Source organism: Ruegeria sp. AL2 (genome assembly GCF_056540845.1).
On record NZ_JBQFXM010000004.1, the window covers coordinates 217,161 to 231,000 of the forward strand.

Annotated in this window: 15 protein-coding genes; 6 read left to right on the plus strand and 9 right to left on the minus strand. The window is 59.6% G+C overall.

Features of this window, described 5'->3' with window-relative positions:
* Positions 1–2: 2 nt before the first annotated feature.
* On the minus strand, positions 3–2,531 hold the full coding sequence (locus ACR0ID_RS08340; protein WP_480604809.1) for an ABC transporter permease: 2,529 nt from the start codon (positions 2,529–2,531) through the stop codon (positions 3–5).
* Positions 2,528–3,223, minus strand: coding sequence for an ABC transporter ATP-binding protein (locus tag ACR0ID_RS08345; RefSeq protein WP_480604811.1), 696 nt, complete (start codon positions 3,221–3,223; stop codon positions 2,528–2,530). Before ACR0ID_RS08345 ends, ACR0ID_RS08340 begins: the two co-directional genes overlap by 4 nt.
* Positions 3,224–3,288: 65 nt before the next feature.
* Between ACR0ID_RS08345 and ACR0ID_RS08350 the strand changes: the two genes are divergently transcribed.
* Positions 3,289–3,915, plus strand: coding sequence for an arylesterase (locus ACR0ID_RS08350; protein ID WP_480604886.1), 627 nt, complete (start codon positions 3,289–3,291; stop codon positions 3,913–3,915).
* Between the two features lie 18 nt (positions 3,916–3,933).
* Here ACR0ID_RS08350 and ACR0ID_RS08355 read toward each other — a convergent pair whose 3' ends face one another.
* Positions 3,934–4,488, minus strand: a complete 555-nt coding sequence (locus tag ACR0ID_RS08355) for a L,D-transpeptidase (RefSeq protein WP_209506382.1) — start codon at positions 4,486–4,488, stop codon at positions 3,934–3,936.
* Positions 4,489–4,657: 169 nt separating this feature from the next.
* Positions 4,658–4,864 (minus strand): cold-shock protein, encoded by a 207-nt coding sequence (locus tag ACR0ID_RS08360; protein WP_209506380.1) that lies wholly within the window; start codon positions 4,862–4,864, stop codon positions 4,658–4,660.
* Between the two features lie 533 nt (positions 4,865–5,397).
* On the opposite strand from ACR0ID_RS08360, the gene ACR0ID_RS08365 reads away from it, so the two are divergent.
* Both ACR0ID_RS08365 and ACR0ID_RS08370 read left to right on the plus strand, forming a co-directional pair.
* The gene (locus tag ACR0ID_RS08365; RefSeq protein ID WP_480604813.1) at positions 5,398–5,835 is read left to right on the plus strand and encodes a hypothetical protein; all 438 of its coding nucleotides are present in this window, start codon (positions 5,398–5,400) and stop codon (positions 5,833–5,835) included.
* Between the two features lie 134 nt (positions 5,836–5,969).
* Positions 5,970–6,161 carry a transposase gene (locus ACR0ID_RS08370; protein WP_480604814.1) on the plus strand — a complete coding sequence of 64 codons (192 nt, stop codon included), beginning with the start codon at positions 5,970–5,972 and terminating at the stop codon, positions 6,159–6,161.
* A 571-nt stretch (positions 6,162–6,732) separates the two neighbouring features.
* Here ACR0ID_RS08370 and ACR0ID_RS08375 read toward each other — a convergent pair.
* On the minus strand, positions 6,733–6,906 hold the full coding sequence (locus tag ACR0ID_RS08375) for a hypothetical protein (RefSeq protein WP_480604816.1): 174 nt from the start codon (positions 6,904–6,906) through the stop codon (positions 6,733–6,735).
* Positions 6,907–7,357: 451 nt separating this feature from the next.
* A complete protein-coding gene (gene ettA, locus ACR0ID_RS08380) occupies positions 7,358–9,025 on the minus strand; it encodes an energy-dependent translational throttle protein EttA (RefSeq protein WP_480604818.1) in 1,668 nt (555 codons plus the stop codon).
* 137 nt (positions 9,026–9,162) lie between these two features.
* On the opposite strand from ettA, the gene ACR0ID_RS08385 reads away from it, so the two are divergent.
* From ACR0ID_RS08385 to dacB, 3 genes are all read left to right on the plus strand, one after another.
* Positions 9,163–9,633 carry an MOSC domain-containing protein gene (locus ACR0ID_RS08385; protein WP_480604820.1) on the plus strand — a complete coding sequence of 157 codons (471 nt, stop codon included), beginning with the start codon at positions 9,163–9,165 and terminating at the stop codon, positions 9,631–9,633.
* A gap of 32 nt (positions 9,634–9,665) precedes the next feature.
* Positions 9,666–10,286: a nicotinate-nucleotide adenylyltransferase gene (locus ACR0ID_RS08390; protein WP_480518555.1), complete on the plus strand. Its 621-nt coding sequence runs from the start codon at positions 9,666–9,668 to the stop codon at positions 10,284–10,286.
* Positions 10,287–10,352: 66 nt separating this feature from the next.
* A complete protein-coding gene (gene dacB / locus ACR0ID_RS08395; RefSeq protein ID WP_480604822.1) occupies positions 10,353–11,831 on the plus strand; it encodes a D-alanyl-D-alanine carboxypeptidase/D-alanyl-D-alanine endopeptidase in 1,479 nt (492 codons plus the stop codon).
* Positions 11,832–11,857: 26 nt separating this feature from the next.
* Here the strand turns inward: dacB and ACR0ID_RS08400 are convergent, their stop codons facing one another.
* The 3 genes from ACR0ID_RS08400 to ACR0ID_RS08410 all read right to left on the minus strand — a co-directional run bounded on the left by ACR0ID_RS08400 (position 11,858) and on the right by ACR0ID_RS08410 (position 13,490).
* A complete protein-coding gene (locus tag ACR0ID_RS08400) occupies positions 11,858–12,280 on the minus strand; it encodes a tellurite resistance TerB family protein (protein WP_480475242.1) in 423 nt (140 codons plus the stop codon).
* 101 nt (positions 12,281–12,381) lie between these two features.
* Positions 12,382–12,756, minus strand: coding sequence for an EamA family transporter (locus ACR0ID_RS08405; protein ID WP_480604824.1), 375 nt, complete (start codon positions 12,754–12,756; stop codon positions 12,382–12,384).
* On the minus strand, positions 12,753–13,490 hold the full coding sequence (locus ACR0ID_RS08410) for a class I SAM-dependent methyltransferase (RefSeq protein WP_480604826.1): 738 nt from the start codon (positions 13,488–13,490) through the stop codon (positions 12,753–12,755). Before ACR0ID_RS08410 ends, ACR0ID_RS08405 begins: the two co-directional genes overlap by 4 nt.
* Positions 13,491–13,840 lie beyond the last annotated feature (350 nt).

A 13,840-nucleotide genomic window follows, 5' to 3' on the forward strand; every position in this document is an offset into this window, starting at 1 on the left:
CCTTAGTCGCTGGCCCGCAAAATGCGGGCTGGCCGGGCAGAGAGAGGGCGCAGCGCGAATGCGAAACCTGCGCAGAGCGTGACGCCGACACCGGCCAGAACGATGCCAAAGGCCGAAGACCAGATCACGGTAAAACCTGTGTCGAAGATGTAGGTGGCCACAGCCCATCCGCCCAGGATGCCAACCAGCAAGGCGACGCAGCCCGCTGCGGCGCCCAGCAGGACCGAGCGTAGTCCAAAACTGCGCAGGATGCGGCCACGGTCAGCCCCCAGCGTCTTGAGGATTGCCGCCTCGTATCTGCGGGCGGGTTCGCCGGCGGCTGCCGCCCCGATCAGCACCAGGAATCCTGTCAACAAAGACACGCCCGCGCCATACGAGGTTGCGGCGGCGATCCCTGCCAAAAGGCCCGAAACACGGTCAATTGCGTCGCGCACACGGATGGCCGTGATGTTCGGGAACTGGCCTGCAAGATCTCGCAGAATGGCGGCTTCGGCCTGTTCTTCTGCATATACCGTCGCAATAAAGCTGTGTGGCGCACCCGCCAGTGCCGACGGGTTCATCGACATGACAAAACCCATACCCGCTGTGGAAAAATCCACCTCTCGGGTTGAGGTCAGCTCTGCGGTGATATCCCGCCCCAGGATGTTGACAGTTACCTGATCGCCCAGTTTCAGACCCATCTCTTCGGCTTCTTCGGCTGCAAAGCTGATCTGTGGTGCGCCAGAATAATCCTCTGCCCACCACTCCCCCGCTGTCACCCGTGCATTTGCCGGGGGGCGGGCTGAATAGGTGACGCCGCGATCTCCCTCCAGAACCCAATGATCTCCGGCCACCTCGCGCGCAGGGCGACCGTTTATCTGGGTGATGATGCCCCGCAGCATTGGTGCGCTTTCAATGCGGCTGACAGCAGGATCGGTTTGCAGCCGTTCGGTAAAACCGGGCATCTGGTCTTTTTGAATATCGACAAAGAAGTATGAGGGCGCGACATCCGGCAGATTGCCGGAGATCGCGTTGCGCAGCGTGCCGTCAATCTGCCCAACCGCCGCCAGCACTGACAAACCCAGACCAAGTGACAAAACCACTGACCCCGCACCCTCACGCGGATCAGAGATGGCGGACAAAGCCCATCGCAGGGCAGGGCGGCCCCGCGCCAAAGGTGTCCCAGCCCGTGCCAGTTTGCGAATGGCATGGGCTGCGAGCGCCAGCAGGATCAGTGCGCCCGCAAGTCCGCCGCTGGTCCACAGGGTTAGGCGCGTTGAGCCGCTGAACCAGGACGCAATCGCGATCAGGGACGCCAATCCAATCCCGCTTGCCACGACGTAAATTGCGCGTGGGATGGGACGAGCCGCACTCAGCGCATCGCGAAACAGGGTTGCGGCGCGCACATCTTCGGTTCTGGCCAGCGGCCAGAGCGTGAAAAGAAATGCTGTCAGCAGGCCATAAAGCGCAGCCTCTATCAGCGGTTGCGGATACAGAGAAAACACTGCTGGAACGGGCAACTGGTATTCCAGCAGCGGTGCCAGCAAAAGCGGTGCCATCCCGCCCAGTACCAGCCCAATTACAATGCCAGTCAGGGACAGCACCCCGATCTGAATCATGTAAGTTTGAAAAATGGTGGAGCGATCCGCCCCCAATGTCCGCAATGTCGCAATGGTTTCCGTTTTCTGACTCAGATAGGCTCGCACGGCGGCGGACACACCGATGCCACCGACGGCAAGCCCCGACAATCCGACAAGGACCAGAAAGGCACTCAGGCGGTTGACGAATTCCGATATGCCCGGCGCGCCGTTGCGCGCATCGCTCCAGCGCATCCCCGAGCCTTCAAGCGCCGCGCTGGCTCTTGCGGACACCTCCGACAGGTTCGCGTCTTGGGGCAAGGTCAGCCGGTACCTGGTCGAAAAAAGCGTTCCGGGCTCCAGCAGGCCAGATGCCTGCAACGCTTCGGTACGCACCATTGTACGTGGCCCCAAGGCAAAACCAGCCGCGGCGCTGTCGGGTTCATTCCGAAGTGCGGCCATCAGAATGAACTCTTGCGTGCCAAGCGCGAAGTGATCACCGACCGACAAACCAAGCCGGTCTATCAGAACGGGTTCCATAATGGCACCGGGTAATCCGGACCTGCCATTCAGGGCGTCGTCCAGCGTGATGCCCGGCTCCAGTTTGACCGATCCGATGAGCGGGTAAGCCTTATCGACGGATTTGACCTGGGTCAGCGCACGTTCCGGCCCGGCGTCGCGGGGCACAACCGCCATCGAGCGGAAATCGACAATTTCTGACACCTGTTCGGATGACTGCTGCATCCAGAGGCGCTCGGCCTCAGTAGCAAAACGATAGGTGAACTCAAGCTCGGCATCGCCGCCCAGCAGGGATGCGCCTTCACGGGTCAGCCCGGTCTGAATCGCCTGACTCACCGATCCGACGGCTGCGATGGCTGCGACGCCCAAGGCCAGACAGGCCAGAAAGATGCGAAAGCCGCGCAGGCCCCCGCGCAGTTCTCGACGGGCCAGCCGCGCGGCCAGCCGAAGGCTCATTCTGCGGCCTCCTGCCGGGTTATTTCGGCAATCCTGCCGTCGCGCAGCCTGATCACCCGGTCACATCGTTCAGCCAGTGAACGGCTGTGCGTTACAAGAACCAGCGTCGCATCATATTTGCGCCGAAGCCCGAACAGCAAATCAACAATCGCGGCACCGTTTGTCTCGTCCAGATTCCCGGTTGGTTCGTCCGCCAGCAAGATCTTGGGGCGTGGTGCCGATGCACGCGCCAGGGCAACTCGTTGCTGCTCGCCGCCCGACAACTGCGCCGGGTAATGATCGCGACGATGGGATAACCCCACGGCATTCAGTTCAGTCTCGGCCCGGTCGAACGCATCTTTGTGCCCCGCCAGTTCCAGCGGTGTCGCCACGTTCTCCAACGCGGTCATCGTTGGGATCAGGTGGAAATTCTGAAACACGACGCCCATGTTGTCGCGCCGAAACCGCGCCAGGGCGTCCTCGTCCATGCTTGTCAAATTCTGATCCAAGGCCAAGATTTGACCACTTGTTGCCTGTTCCAACCCACCCATCAGCATCAACAGCGACGATTTTCCCGACCCCGATGGCCCGATCAGCCCCAGCGTTTCCCCCCTGTTCACGGTCAACGTGATGTCATGCAAAATATCGACCCGCCCGGCATTGCCATCCAGCGATAAAGCGGCATTCTGAAGAGCGAGAACAGCAGGCGTCATGGGTCTTCCCGATAAAGGAGCGGTTTTTGGGATATGGAGTGATCACCGTATTGCGCAAGGTTTTGATGGCAAGTCCATTTGTGTTCTGCGGTTTTGCGGCCACAGCCGATCAGGTGGTGATCGCAGCCCTTGGGGACTCGCTGACGCAAGGCTACGGGCTGGTGGAGGAGAACGGGTTTGTTCCCCAGCTTGACCGTTGGTTGCAGGCGAAGGGCGAAGATGTTCGCGTTATCAACGCAGGCGTTTCGGGCGATACAACGGCGGGTGGCGCTGCGCGGGTAGAATGGACCCTGACACCCGATGTGGACGGACTGATCGTTGCCTTAGGCGGGAATGACGTGTTGCGCGGGATCGATCCTGCAGTTTCGCAAGCCAATCTGCGCAAGATACTTCAGGTTGCACGCGATACAAAGGTTCCTGTCTTGTTGATCGGAATGCAGGCGCCGGGCAACTACGGCGCTGAATACAAGCAGGCGTTCGATGGCATTTACCCTGCACTGGCGCAGGAGTTTGAAGTTCTGTTTTTCAGCAGTTTCTTTGAAGGGCTTGCAGCGGAGGGTGACCCCGCAGCCGTATCGCAATTCATGCAATCGGACGGCATTCATCCAAATGCGGCCGGGGTGGCGAAGATCGTCGAAGCGCTGGGCCCCTCTGTGTTGCAACTTGTGACGCAGGCGGGCGGGGAAGGTTAGCCATTCCCGCGATAGCGATCAGACGACCGTGACAACCGTTCCGATAGGGACCCGGTTATACAGATCGATGACATGTTCATTCAGCATCCGAATACACCCGTTTGACACCGCCCTGCCTATGGTTTGTGGCTGGGTCGTGCCATGGATTCGGAAATAGGTATCGACACCGTTCTGGAACAAATACATCGCACGCGCGCCGAGGGGGTTATCCCCACCTCCCGGCTGGACATAGTCATTGTCCTTGAATTTTGCATAGGCCACCGGATCGCGCTGGATCATCTCTTGGGTCGGGCGCCAGGTCGGCCATTCCTTTTTCACATCGATAGTAGCGGTGCCGGTGAATTCCAGACCTGCCTTGCCGACACCGCAGCCATAGCGGATCGCTTTGCGTGGTTCGGTGACATAGTAAAGATAGAATGAACGGGGGGCGACCAGCAGCTGCCCGGGCAGGAACTGCTTTTTGATGCGCACGAATTGCGGTGTCGGATCATACTCGACCGCTTTCTTGGCGCTGGCGATGCCCGGCAGCAGCGTGGCTGCTGTTCCGGCCAGAAAAACTCGGCGTGTAAACATCGAAACCCTCATCAATTGACCAAAGAAACCCAAGAACCAGTTTCATCATGATATGTTATTTGGTCAATTCTGGGGCAAGCATCACGCATCCGTGATGTGATCAATCGGCCACCTGAAACGGCAGCGGTTGAACAAAAGGGTGAGGAATTTCCCTCACCCTTTCAAGAGCTTATGCAAGCTGGATGTTGTCGGCGCTCTCGCGGCCGTCACGACCCGAACGCAGTTCGTACGTGACTTTCTGGTTGTCGGCCAGACCGGTCAGGCCCGAGCGTTCGACGGACGAGATGTGGACGAAGATGTCCTTGCCGCCATCTTCTGGCGCAATAAAGCCGTAACCTTTAGTGGTGTTGAACCATTTTACGGTGCCTGCTGGCATATCCGTGTCTCCTGTTTGGTGCTGCCCACGGAGTTGCGGCAGCCTGGCGTCGTATGTCTGTATCGATAGACTGAGCGCCGTAGAAGGAGACAGTAGGTCGAAATAGAAAAACGTTAGCACCCTGCATATGGCATTGAGGTAAGCCTGTGGCAAGAGTGGTTTGTACGGATTGTACTAGTGCCAGAGGGCAGATAGCTTGATTTGTACAAGAATCCGCTGATGGGTTTCAGGCTGATTTTGGCGATGTTTGACAGCATTCTGGGTGCTCTGGTCACCCTGTCTGTTGACGCGCGCGACAGCAGTGAGAAACCCGGACTCACACCTTCCCGGTCGGCCATGCGGAGCGGTCGCCACGTGCCACGCCTGCGCGGGAGGGTGACACTTTTTCGTCGCAGGCACGTGTTCAGGACCAGTGTCATTCTGACCGGTTCAGCGTGGGTTCCCCTCACAACTGGCGGTTTTTATTCATAAATCGCTATGTTTGAAAAATTTGCGATCTGGTGCTATACTGCGTGGCAGCTGTGGGGGCGGATATGAAAGCTGTCTATACGATTACCTTGTTGTGCTGGGCCGGAGCCGCGCAGGCCCTGACTGTTCCATATGAAACAGAGGATTTTATGCCGGGCGCGCGTGAAGGCGGGCTCAAACTCTACAACATGTTCGAATTTGAACACGAGCTGAAGGCTCCGGTCTTCGCGAAAGAGAACCCGCGCCGTAATGAAAGACGTCGTCGTCTTGTCGAGCTTGGTGGACCCAAGCATTTGCCCGAGATACTGACTGAACGGACGGAGGTCGTGGAGGAATCAGGGCCCGAGTTCTGTGAGCTGTGGTGCAATGAGCCCGGGACCGAAGAAACGCCGGTGGACGTGAACGTCTCGGCCGTTCCGCTTCCGGCCAGTTGGCTGCTGCTGCTTGGGGCGCTGACGGGGTTGCTCGGCGTCGGACGGCTGCGCGGCAACCGGTTCGGATAAGCGCCGCGCCTGCAATCATCCTTGAATGCTGTGATATGGGACTCTGGAGGTTGGTGGAGCATGCGACCTGCGGCAGTTGCCTGCAAAGGCGCGTGTTAAACACTTGGTAGTCATACCTGCGCCACCTTGCGCGCATGAGTGATTATCGCCGCGCCCGCATTCCCGGAGCCAGATATTTCATTACGGTGTCGCTGGCCGACCGGTCATCGGACCTGTTGATCCGCGAGGTCGCACATCTGCGCGCGGCTTTTGCCGAAGCGCAGTGGGAGCGTCCGTTTTGGTGTGATGCGTTTGTGGTGTTGCCGGATCATGCGCACGCGGTGTGAACCTTGCCGCCGGGCGATGCGGATTATTCCACGCGGTGGGGTGCGATCAAGGCGCGGTTCACCATAGGCGTGAACAGGGCAAACCGTAGGCCGGGCTTCAGCCCGGCACCGATACCGACAGTTCTGCCCGTTGTGAAATCCGGCAGATTTGCCGGGCTGAAGCCCGGCCTACGGGCAAGGGGTGATGGGTGCGAGCACCCATCCTACGCTTGATCCAAAGTGCGTTCTGGTTTGACTCTGAGAAACCCTTCCAAAGGCTTGCCTTCCAGTTGCCTGACCAACTTCCGTTTTCTGACACTCCTCAATCTAGTTCCAGTTTGTCTCGGCACGCTGTTTTCATTGACCACCCACCGTCGAATGGTTCACCTTCGAAACGAATTGCGGTACCCGCCCAGTCTATGTTGATTCCACCGAACTCAGCTTTGGCGCAATGGTTTGCTGTTAGTATATTCGCGAGCAAGTGAACCACTGGCTCTGGAAGCTCTTCTACCCCAATGGTTAATGAGAAAATTTGTTTAGACGGAGGCGAGCCGAAGATTGCACCAAAGCGCTTCCCGAGTACGTCACCCCATTACAAATTCGGATCGTCCCCGTCGAACTCGCTGTTATTAATAGTCAGGGATTCGAACACCGCAGTCGCGTCGACTTGCCCGTCGGGAAGTGCTGGAACGAGAATTGTTTCGGCCTGTCCCGACGATCCAAGAATGGCTGAGATGAACACTGTCGCAATTATCTTTGAGAACAAAGAAAAACTCCTGATTTTGCGTTTCTTTCGCCTGTGGGTGTTTCGAGTCGTGTCGGGCTGAAGCCCGGCCTACCAGTTGGCGTGAAGGGAGCGAGCACTCAACTTACGCTTGCTAAGCTTGTTTGGATTTGTCGGTTCTCAGTAAAGTTTGGTCTCCCCAATAGGTAACCTTGGCTACTGAGCCTACTTCCAATTCGAACCAGCAGTCGGTGTATTCCGCGCCAGGAACGCTGAACGCACATCCATGCAACTGCAGCAATTCTCCATTTGTTTTGACAATTTCCACGATCCAATCTTCGGTTCGGCTGTCATCCGCGAAAAGCAGCTTGTTGGGCGAGAGAGGTCGAAGTGTCAACGAATAGTCGTATTCGCCTATGACGAAATCAATCGTTCTCTCGCCGTCCAGAAAGGGGACGTCTTCAGGTGTTCTTTCCCAAGTTATTGACAAAGTTTACCGCGCAAACTTCTTATGCTTCAACCGCTTAGGCTCCAGCGCATCAGGCCCCAACCGCCGCTTCTTATCCTCTTCGTAATCCTCGAAGTTGCCCTCGAACCATTCCACATGGGCATCGCCCTCGAACGCCAGAATATGCGTGCAAATCCGGTCGAGGAAGAAGCGGTCGTGTGAGATGACGACGGCGCAGCCAGCGAAATCGACCAGCGCGTCCTCCAGCGCACGCAGGGTTTCGACGTCGAGGTCGTTTGTGGGTTCGTCAAGCAGCAGGACGTTGCCGCCCTCTTTCAGCAGGCGGGCCATGTGGACGCGGTTGCGCTCACCCCCGGATAGCAGCGAGACCTTTTTCTGCTGGTCGCCGCCCTTGAAGTTGAAGGACGAGCAATAGGCGCGGGAATTGACCTGCGCGTCGCCCAGCTGAATGATCTCGGCACCGCCGGTGATCGCCTCCCACACGGTGTCGTTGTCTTTCAGGTCGTCGCGGGACTGGTCGACATAAGACAGCTCGACCGTGTCGCCCAACGTGATGGTGCCGCTGTCGGGCTGTTCCTGACCGGTGAGCATCTTGAAGAGCGTCGATTTACCGGCACCGTTGGGGCCGATGACGCCGACGATGCCGCCGGGGGGCAGGGCGAAATCCAGCCCTTCGATCAGTTGCTTGTCGCCCATGTGCTTCGACAGGCCCTCGACCTCGATCACCTTGCCGCCGAGGCGCTGGCCGTTGGGGATGACGATCTGGGCGCGGGTCAGCTTTTCGCGCTCGGACTGTTCGGCCAGCTCGTTATAGGCGTTGATCCGGGCCTTGGATTTGGCCTGACGGGCCTTCTGGCCCTGACGCATCCATTCCAGTTCGCGTTGCAGGGTCTTCTGCTTGGATTTGTCCTCGCGGGCTTCCTGCTCCAGCCGTTTGGCTTTTTGTTCCAGCCATGCGGAGTAGTTGCCCTCGTAAGGGATGCCGCGGCCACGATCGAGTTCGAGGATCCAGCCGGTGATGTCATCGAGGAAATAACGGTCGTGGGTGACGATCAGGATGGTGCCCTTGTAGTCGATCAGGTGCTGTTGCAACCAGGCGATGGTCTCGGCGTCGAGGTGGTTGGTCGGTTCGTCGAGCAGCAGCATGTCGGGCGCTTCGAGCAGCAGCTTGCAGAGCGCCACGCGGCGTTTTTCACCGCCCGAAAGGTTGGCGATGTTGGCGTCGTCCGGCGGGCAGCGCAGTGCCTCCATCGACACGTCGATCTGGCTGTCGAGGTCCCAGAGGTTTTCCGCGTCGATGGCGTCCTGCAGGGTTGTCATTTCCTCCATCAGCTCGTCCGAGTAATTCTCGGCGATCTCCATGGCAATCTCGTTGAAGCGGTCGACCTTGGCCTTTTTCGCGGCCACGCCCAGCATGACGTTTTCGCGGACGGTGAGCGTTTCATCCAGCTGCGGTTCCTGCGGCAGGTAACCGACCTTGGCACCTTGGGCGGCCCATGCCTCACCTGTGAAGTCAGTGTCGAGGCCGGCCATGATCTTCATCAGCGTCGATTTACCCGCGCCGTTGACGCCGACAACACCGATTTTCACACCGGGCAGAAAGCTGAGGTGGATGTTTTCAAAGCACTTCTTGCCACCGGGATAGGTCTTGGAGACACCCTGCATGTGGTAGACATATTGATAGGCGGCCATGTCGCGTCCTCTGGGTCGGGAATTTGGGTTGAAACGCTGGATATCCGAGCGGGGCGGGCGGGGCAAGCTGGTGGTTTTGTGAATTTCGTCCCGAATCCGTATGGGCTAGGTTTGCCGGGCTGTATGAGGGGCATGAAGTGGTGGAACTGGCGGAACTGATATCAGGCTGGGCGCAACCGGGGCGGGTGGAGTGGATTGGCCTGCGGCCCGAGCGGCGGGTTGGGGTGGAGGTGGTGAGGGAGGCGGTGGTCGCAGCCGATGGGCTCGACGGTGACCGGGGCCGTGTGGGTAAGCGGGCGGTTTCTTTGATCCAGCGGGAGCATCTGGCGGCCATTGGCTCTTATCTGGGGCAAGGACCGGTTGCCCCCGAAACCCTGCGGCGCAATCTGGTGGTTTCGGGCATCAATCTGGCCGCGCTCAAGGGGCGTGAGGTGCAGGTGGGTGAGGCGGTTTTGCGCTTTACCGTGATCTGTGCGCCATGCAGCCGGATGGAAGAGGCGCTGGGCAAGGGCGGCTATTCTGCCGTGCGGGGGCATGGGGGATGGTGCGCCGAAGTTGTCAGGCCGGGGCGGGTTGCGCTGGGCGACGCCGTGCAACCGATTGATTGACAACGCGGCCCGGTTCTGAACATCAGCAGGTTATGGAGCGGTACGACATCCCTTACGCGCGGCCCGGGCAGGTCGTTGGGTTGTTCGGCGGGTCATTCGATCCGCCGCATCAGGGCCATGTGCATGTGACGCGTGAGGCGATGAAGGCCTTTGGGTTGGATCGGGCGTGGTGGCTGGTGTCACCCGGCAATCCGTTGAAAGAGCGGGGGCCTGCGCCGATCGCGCGGCGCATGGCGGCGGCGCGGCGGGTGATGCAGCATCCGAAGGTCGACGTGACGGATATCGAGGCGCTGGTCGGCACGCGGGCGACGGCGGACACTCTGACAGCGCTCAGGCGGCTTTACCCGCAGGTGCGGTTTGTCTGGCTGATGGGCGCGGACAATCTGGCGCAGTTTCATCGCTGGAAAGACTGGCGGCTGATCATGGACACTGTGCCGGTGGGCGTGGTGGCGCGGCCGGGTGAGCGGATCTCGGCCCGGATGTCACCTGCGGCGCGGGTTTATGCGAAGTACCGGATTGACGGGCAGGCGCGGCACCTTTTGGGGCAGGCGCAGGCTCCGGCCTGGTGTTTCGTGAACGTGCCGATGATCGATGTCAGTTCGACCGAACTCCGGACGCGCGGCGAATGGGGCGCAGAAGTGTTGCCGGAATAGCCCCAACGGGCGCATAATCTAACACAGTGGTTGTGTGCTTTTGATCTGTGGGATTTTAATTCGGCTATGGCTGGTCGTTATTCACGTCGTTTGTTTCTGGGGGGATTAGGGGCGTCCCTGATCCCGGCAGCGGGCCTTGCGCAGGCGCCGCTTGTATCGCTTAGGCCGCAGGCGCGCGGGGTCATATTAAGCGGCGCCGAGCGATTGGTGGCCGCAGCAGGCCTGAAGGGCGAGGTTGTGTTTGCAGTTGCGGATGTGGCGACCGGGGCGCAGCTGGAAGTGTTTGGCGAGGGCGCAAGTCTGCCCCCGGCCAGCGTCGGAAAGGCAATGACCGCGCTTTATGCGCTGGACGTTCTGGGGCCGGAACACCGGTTCGAGACCCGTCTGGTGGCGGATGGCCGGATCGAGAAGGGCGTTTTGCACGGCGATTTGATTCTGGTTGGGGGCGGTGACCCGCTGCTGGATACGGATGCGCTGGCTACGATGGCGGCCAATTTGCGCGAGGCCGGGATTATCGAAGTGCGCGGCGCGTTCAGGGTTTACGACGGGGCGTTGCCTTATGTGTTCAGCATCGATCCCGAGCAGCCGGATCATGTGGGCTATAGCCCGGCCGTCAGCGGCATTTCCCTGAACTTCAATCGCGTCCATTTCGAATGGAAACGCGCAGGGAGTGGCTATGACATAACCATGGATGCCCGCAGTGAGCGTTATGTGCCTGCGGTGGATGCCTCGGCCATGCGGGTCGAGGATCGTAGCCTGCCGATCTATACCTATCAGGCAAGCGCGCGGCAGGATCGCTGGACCGTGGCCAAGGGCGCGCTGGGCAATGGCGGGGCCCGCTGGTTGCCGGTGCGCAAGCCCGCTTTGTACGCGGGCGATGTATTTCGCACCTTGGCGCGGTCGAACGGGATCGTTTTGAAGCGCGTTCAGGTGACACGCCAGAGCGTGCAGGGTGTCGATCTTGTGGTGCATCGCAGCGACAGTTTGGATCGTGTCCTGCGCGGGATGCTGAAATACTCGACCAACCTGACGGCCGAGATGGTCGGGCTGGCCGCGACCAGGGCGCGCGGTGTTAACCCGCACACCCTGGCGGATTCGGCAGCCGAGATGAACCGGTGGGCCGCCAGTCGTTTCGGCGTGACAGGAATCGCCATGGTCGATCATTCGGGTCTGAGCGATGCCTCGCGCATGGTACCGGAGGATTTGGTTGCGGCCCTTGTCGCAACACAGAAGTCGGGGATGTTGCGGCCCTTGATGAAACCTTTTGCACTGACCGACCGGAACGGGCGGCCCGTCAAGAACCACCCGATCAAGGTTGATGCCAAGACAGGGACATTGAACTTTGTATCCGGGTTGGGCGGTTTCCTGACGACTGCGGACGGGGTCGATCTGGCCTTTGCGATATTCACCGCCGACGTGGACCATCGCGCAACGATCCCACGCGCGCAGCGTGAGCGCCCGGACGGTGCACGCAGCTGGAACAGCAGATCGCGAAAATTGCAGCGCGCTTTGCTGGAGCGCTGGGGGTCACTTTATGGAAGCTGAAACCTGAAACCCGCCTGAAGCGGGCGTCAGACGGTATGGCGCGCCCTGGCCCCGCGCTCGATCGCGGCCGCGTGCAGGCGGTCGATGTTCAGCTCGTACCGGATTTCTTCCAGCAGGCGCAGTTCGGTTTCGGCCAGCGTTCCGTCAGCGGCAGCGACGTCACAGGCCAGAGCATAGGCCGTTTCGTTCAGGCGTTCGGGCAGGTTGTCCCGGATCAGGCCAAACAGCGCATCCAGCCCGTCTTCCTGTTCGAACAGGTCAAACACGACCTGCGACACGTGGCGCATCCGGTCGATGTCGTACCCGGCGAAGACCGGCAACATGTTCACGGCGACCTCGATCTTGACTAGTTCAGCAGTTCGGATGTTTTCGTCGGAGGCCGAGATCGCAACCATGATCGCCACAAGGCAATCCTGTGGGGACATCGGGTGGGGAACTTGCTCGGTCATTCGGTGCATCCTGCTTGGGGTTCGTCAATGGCGCAGGATAGAAGGGGGGCAAGGCAGGTTCAACATCTTGTTTTGCCCCACTGTGCGGCAGGTTGAACCGGTCAGGTGTTCATTACCGCCATACCGCCGAGCAAAAGGCCCGCCCCGATCCAATAGCGCAGCCCCAGCGTTTCACCGAAGAACAGCCACGAGGCGAGGGGGACCAAGACAAAGCTTAGGGCCATGAACGGATAGGCCTGCGACAGCGGCACATGCCTGAGGACGTAAATCCAGAGTATCGTTGCAGTGCCGTAAATCGCCAGCGCGACGAGCAAGAAAGGGTCGAGCAGGGTATGCAACAGCCCCATCGCACCGGTCGCGGTGCGACCCTCGATCCGCCCGCCAGCGAGTTTGAACAATACCTGTCCGACCGAAATCATGACAGGTGTCAGAAGCAGCCCGGTCCAGACCAGTGCTGTGGGTGCGGTTGCGCTCATGCAGCCTGATCCTTGAGGGGCTTTCCGGTGGATTCCTCGGCCGGTCGATCCTCGCAGTAATAGATGTCACGCCCGATATCCTCGCAGGTGTGAAGGCTGGGGCTAGGATGCACGGCGCGCAGAAAGCTGTGGGTGTAGGGAAAGAAATTGAAATGCGGGTTGAAGCTGTAGCGATATTCCCGTTCGCGCGGGACCACGATGATAACCCGCTTGCGCGCGACCCGGCGCAATTCAGCGATGGCACGGCGGTAATCCAGCAGATGTTCGATCACATGGGTGCAGATGACCGTGTCGAAACTGTTATCCTCAAAAGGCAGGTCTTCGATCCGGGCGGCAACATATCTGATGTTTTCGATGGCTTCAGCGTCATCGATAACGAAATCGACACCGGTCATGGCCGTGATGTCCGGGCGCAGGGCGCGGATGCGTTGCAGCAGAGCCCCGGTGCCGCAGCCGACGTCGCAGATGCTGTTGCCAACAATGTCGCTGGCGATCCGGTCAATGCAGGCGTCGGAATTGTCAGTACCATCATGCACGCGCGGGTGTTCCCGGTAGAGCGTTTCGTATTCTTCGTCCGTCAGAAAAGGCGCGCGTTCGCGGAACGCTGCCAGCCGGGTAATGTGTTCCCCCCAGACACGGCGCGCAAGCCAGTGAAAAGCGGCGCTGTCGCGAAGGATCGGCGGGACGATATCCTCGAGCACAAAGCGGATTAGGTTGCTGGTTTCGCGTCGCATCTAGTTTCCTTTGGTCCCGGGGAGGTTTCCCGGCGTCTTTCTATCGTAGCACCGCAGTGCAAACACGTGAAATATCCGGGTCAGGTCAAAGCCTGTCGCCCGTGTCTTTTATGTTTCGCGCGCCAAACCCATCTTATGAGTGTGGCTGGAGTAAGGCTTGCGGATGGAAAAACCGGTACGGGATTGCGGACGCTCCTGGCGTGGATCAGAGGCTGAGGGCGGGCAGTACAGTCATTTAGCGGCAAAACCCCGTGACAAGGCGGTTTTCCACGGGTTCCGGGCAGTTAAAACACGGGTGCTTTATTGACTCATGCTGCACTGGCACAATAGGAGGACCCGGTCGGGTTGCG

What these genes read in the sequence shown, in the direction of transcription:
- ACR0ID_RS08345 (WP_480604811.1), bottom strand. Translation starts at nt 3,223, where the DNA reads ATGACGCCTGCTGTTCTCGCTCTTCAGAATGCCGCTTTATCGCTGGAT.
- ACR0ID_RS08340 (WP_480604809.1), bottom strand. Translation starts at nt 2,531, where the DNA reads ATGAGCCTTCGGCTGGCCGCGCGGCTGGCCCGTCGAGAACTGCGCGGG.
- ACR0ID_RS08355 (WP_209506382.1), bottom strand. Translation starts at nt 4,488, where the DNA reads ATGTTTACACGCCGAGTTTTTCTGGCCGGAACAGCAGCCACGCTGCTG.
- ACR0ID_RS08370 (WP_480604814.1), top strand. Translation starts at nt 5,970, where the DNA reads ATGAGTGATTATCGCCGCGCCCGCATTCCCGGAGCCAGATATTTCATT.
- ACR0ID_RS08400 (WP_480475242.1), bottom strand. Translation starts at nt 12,280, where the DNA reads ATGACCGAGCAAGTTCCCCACCCGATGTCCCCACAGGATTGCCTTGTG.
- ettA (WP_480604818.1), bottom strand. Translation starts at nt 9,025, where the DNA reads ATGGCCGCCTATCAATATGTCTACCACATGCAGGGTGTCTCCAAGACC.
- ACR0ID_RS08410 (WP_480604826.1), bottom strand. Translation starts at nt 13,490, where the DNA reads ATGCGACGCGAAACCAGCAACCTAATCCGCTTTGTGCTCGAGGATATC.
- ACR0ID_RS08365 (WP_480604813.1), top strand. Translation starts at nt 5,398, where the DNA reads ATGAAAGCTGTCTATACGATTACCTTGTTGTGCTGGGCCGGAGCCGCG.
- dacB (WP_480604822.1), top strand. Translation starts at nt 10,353, where the DNA reads ATGGCTGGTCGTTATTCACGTCGTTTGTTTCTGGGGGGATTAGGGGCG.
- ACR0ID_RS08390 (WP_480518555.1), top strand. Translation starts at nt 9,666, where the DNA reads ATGGAGCGGTACGACATCCCTTACGCGCGGCCCGGGCAGGTCGTTGGG.
- ACR0ID_RS08350 (WP_480604886.1), top strand. Translation starts at nt 3,289, where the DNA reads ATGGCAAGTCCATTTGTGTTCTGCGGTTTTGCGGCCACAGCCGATCAG.
- ACR0ID_RS08360 (WP_209506380.1), bottom strand. Translation starts at nt 4,864, where the DNA reads ATGCCAGCAGGCACCGTAAAATGGTTCAACACCACTAAAGGTTACGGC.
- ACR0ID_RS08405 (WP_480604824.1), bottom strand. Translation starts at nt 12,756, where the DNA reads ATGAGCGCAACCGCACCCACAGCACTGGTCTGGACCGGGCTGCTTCTG.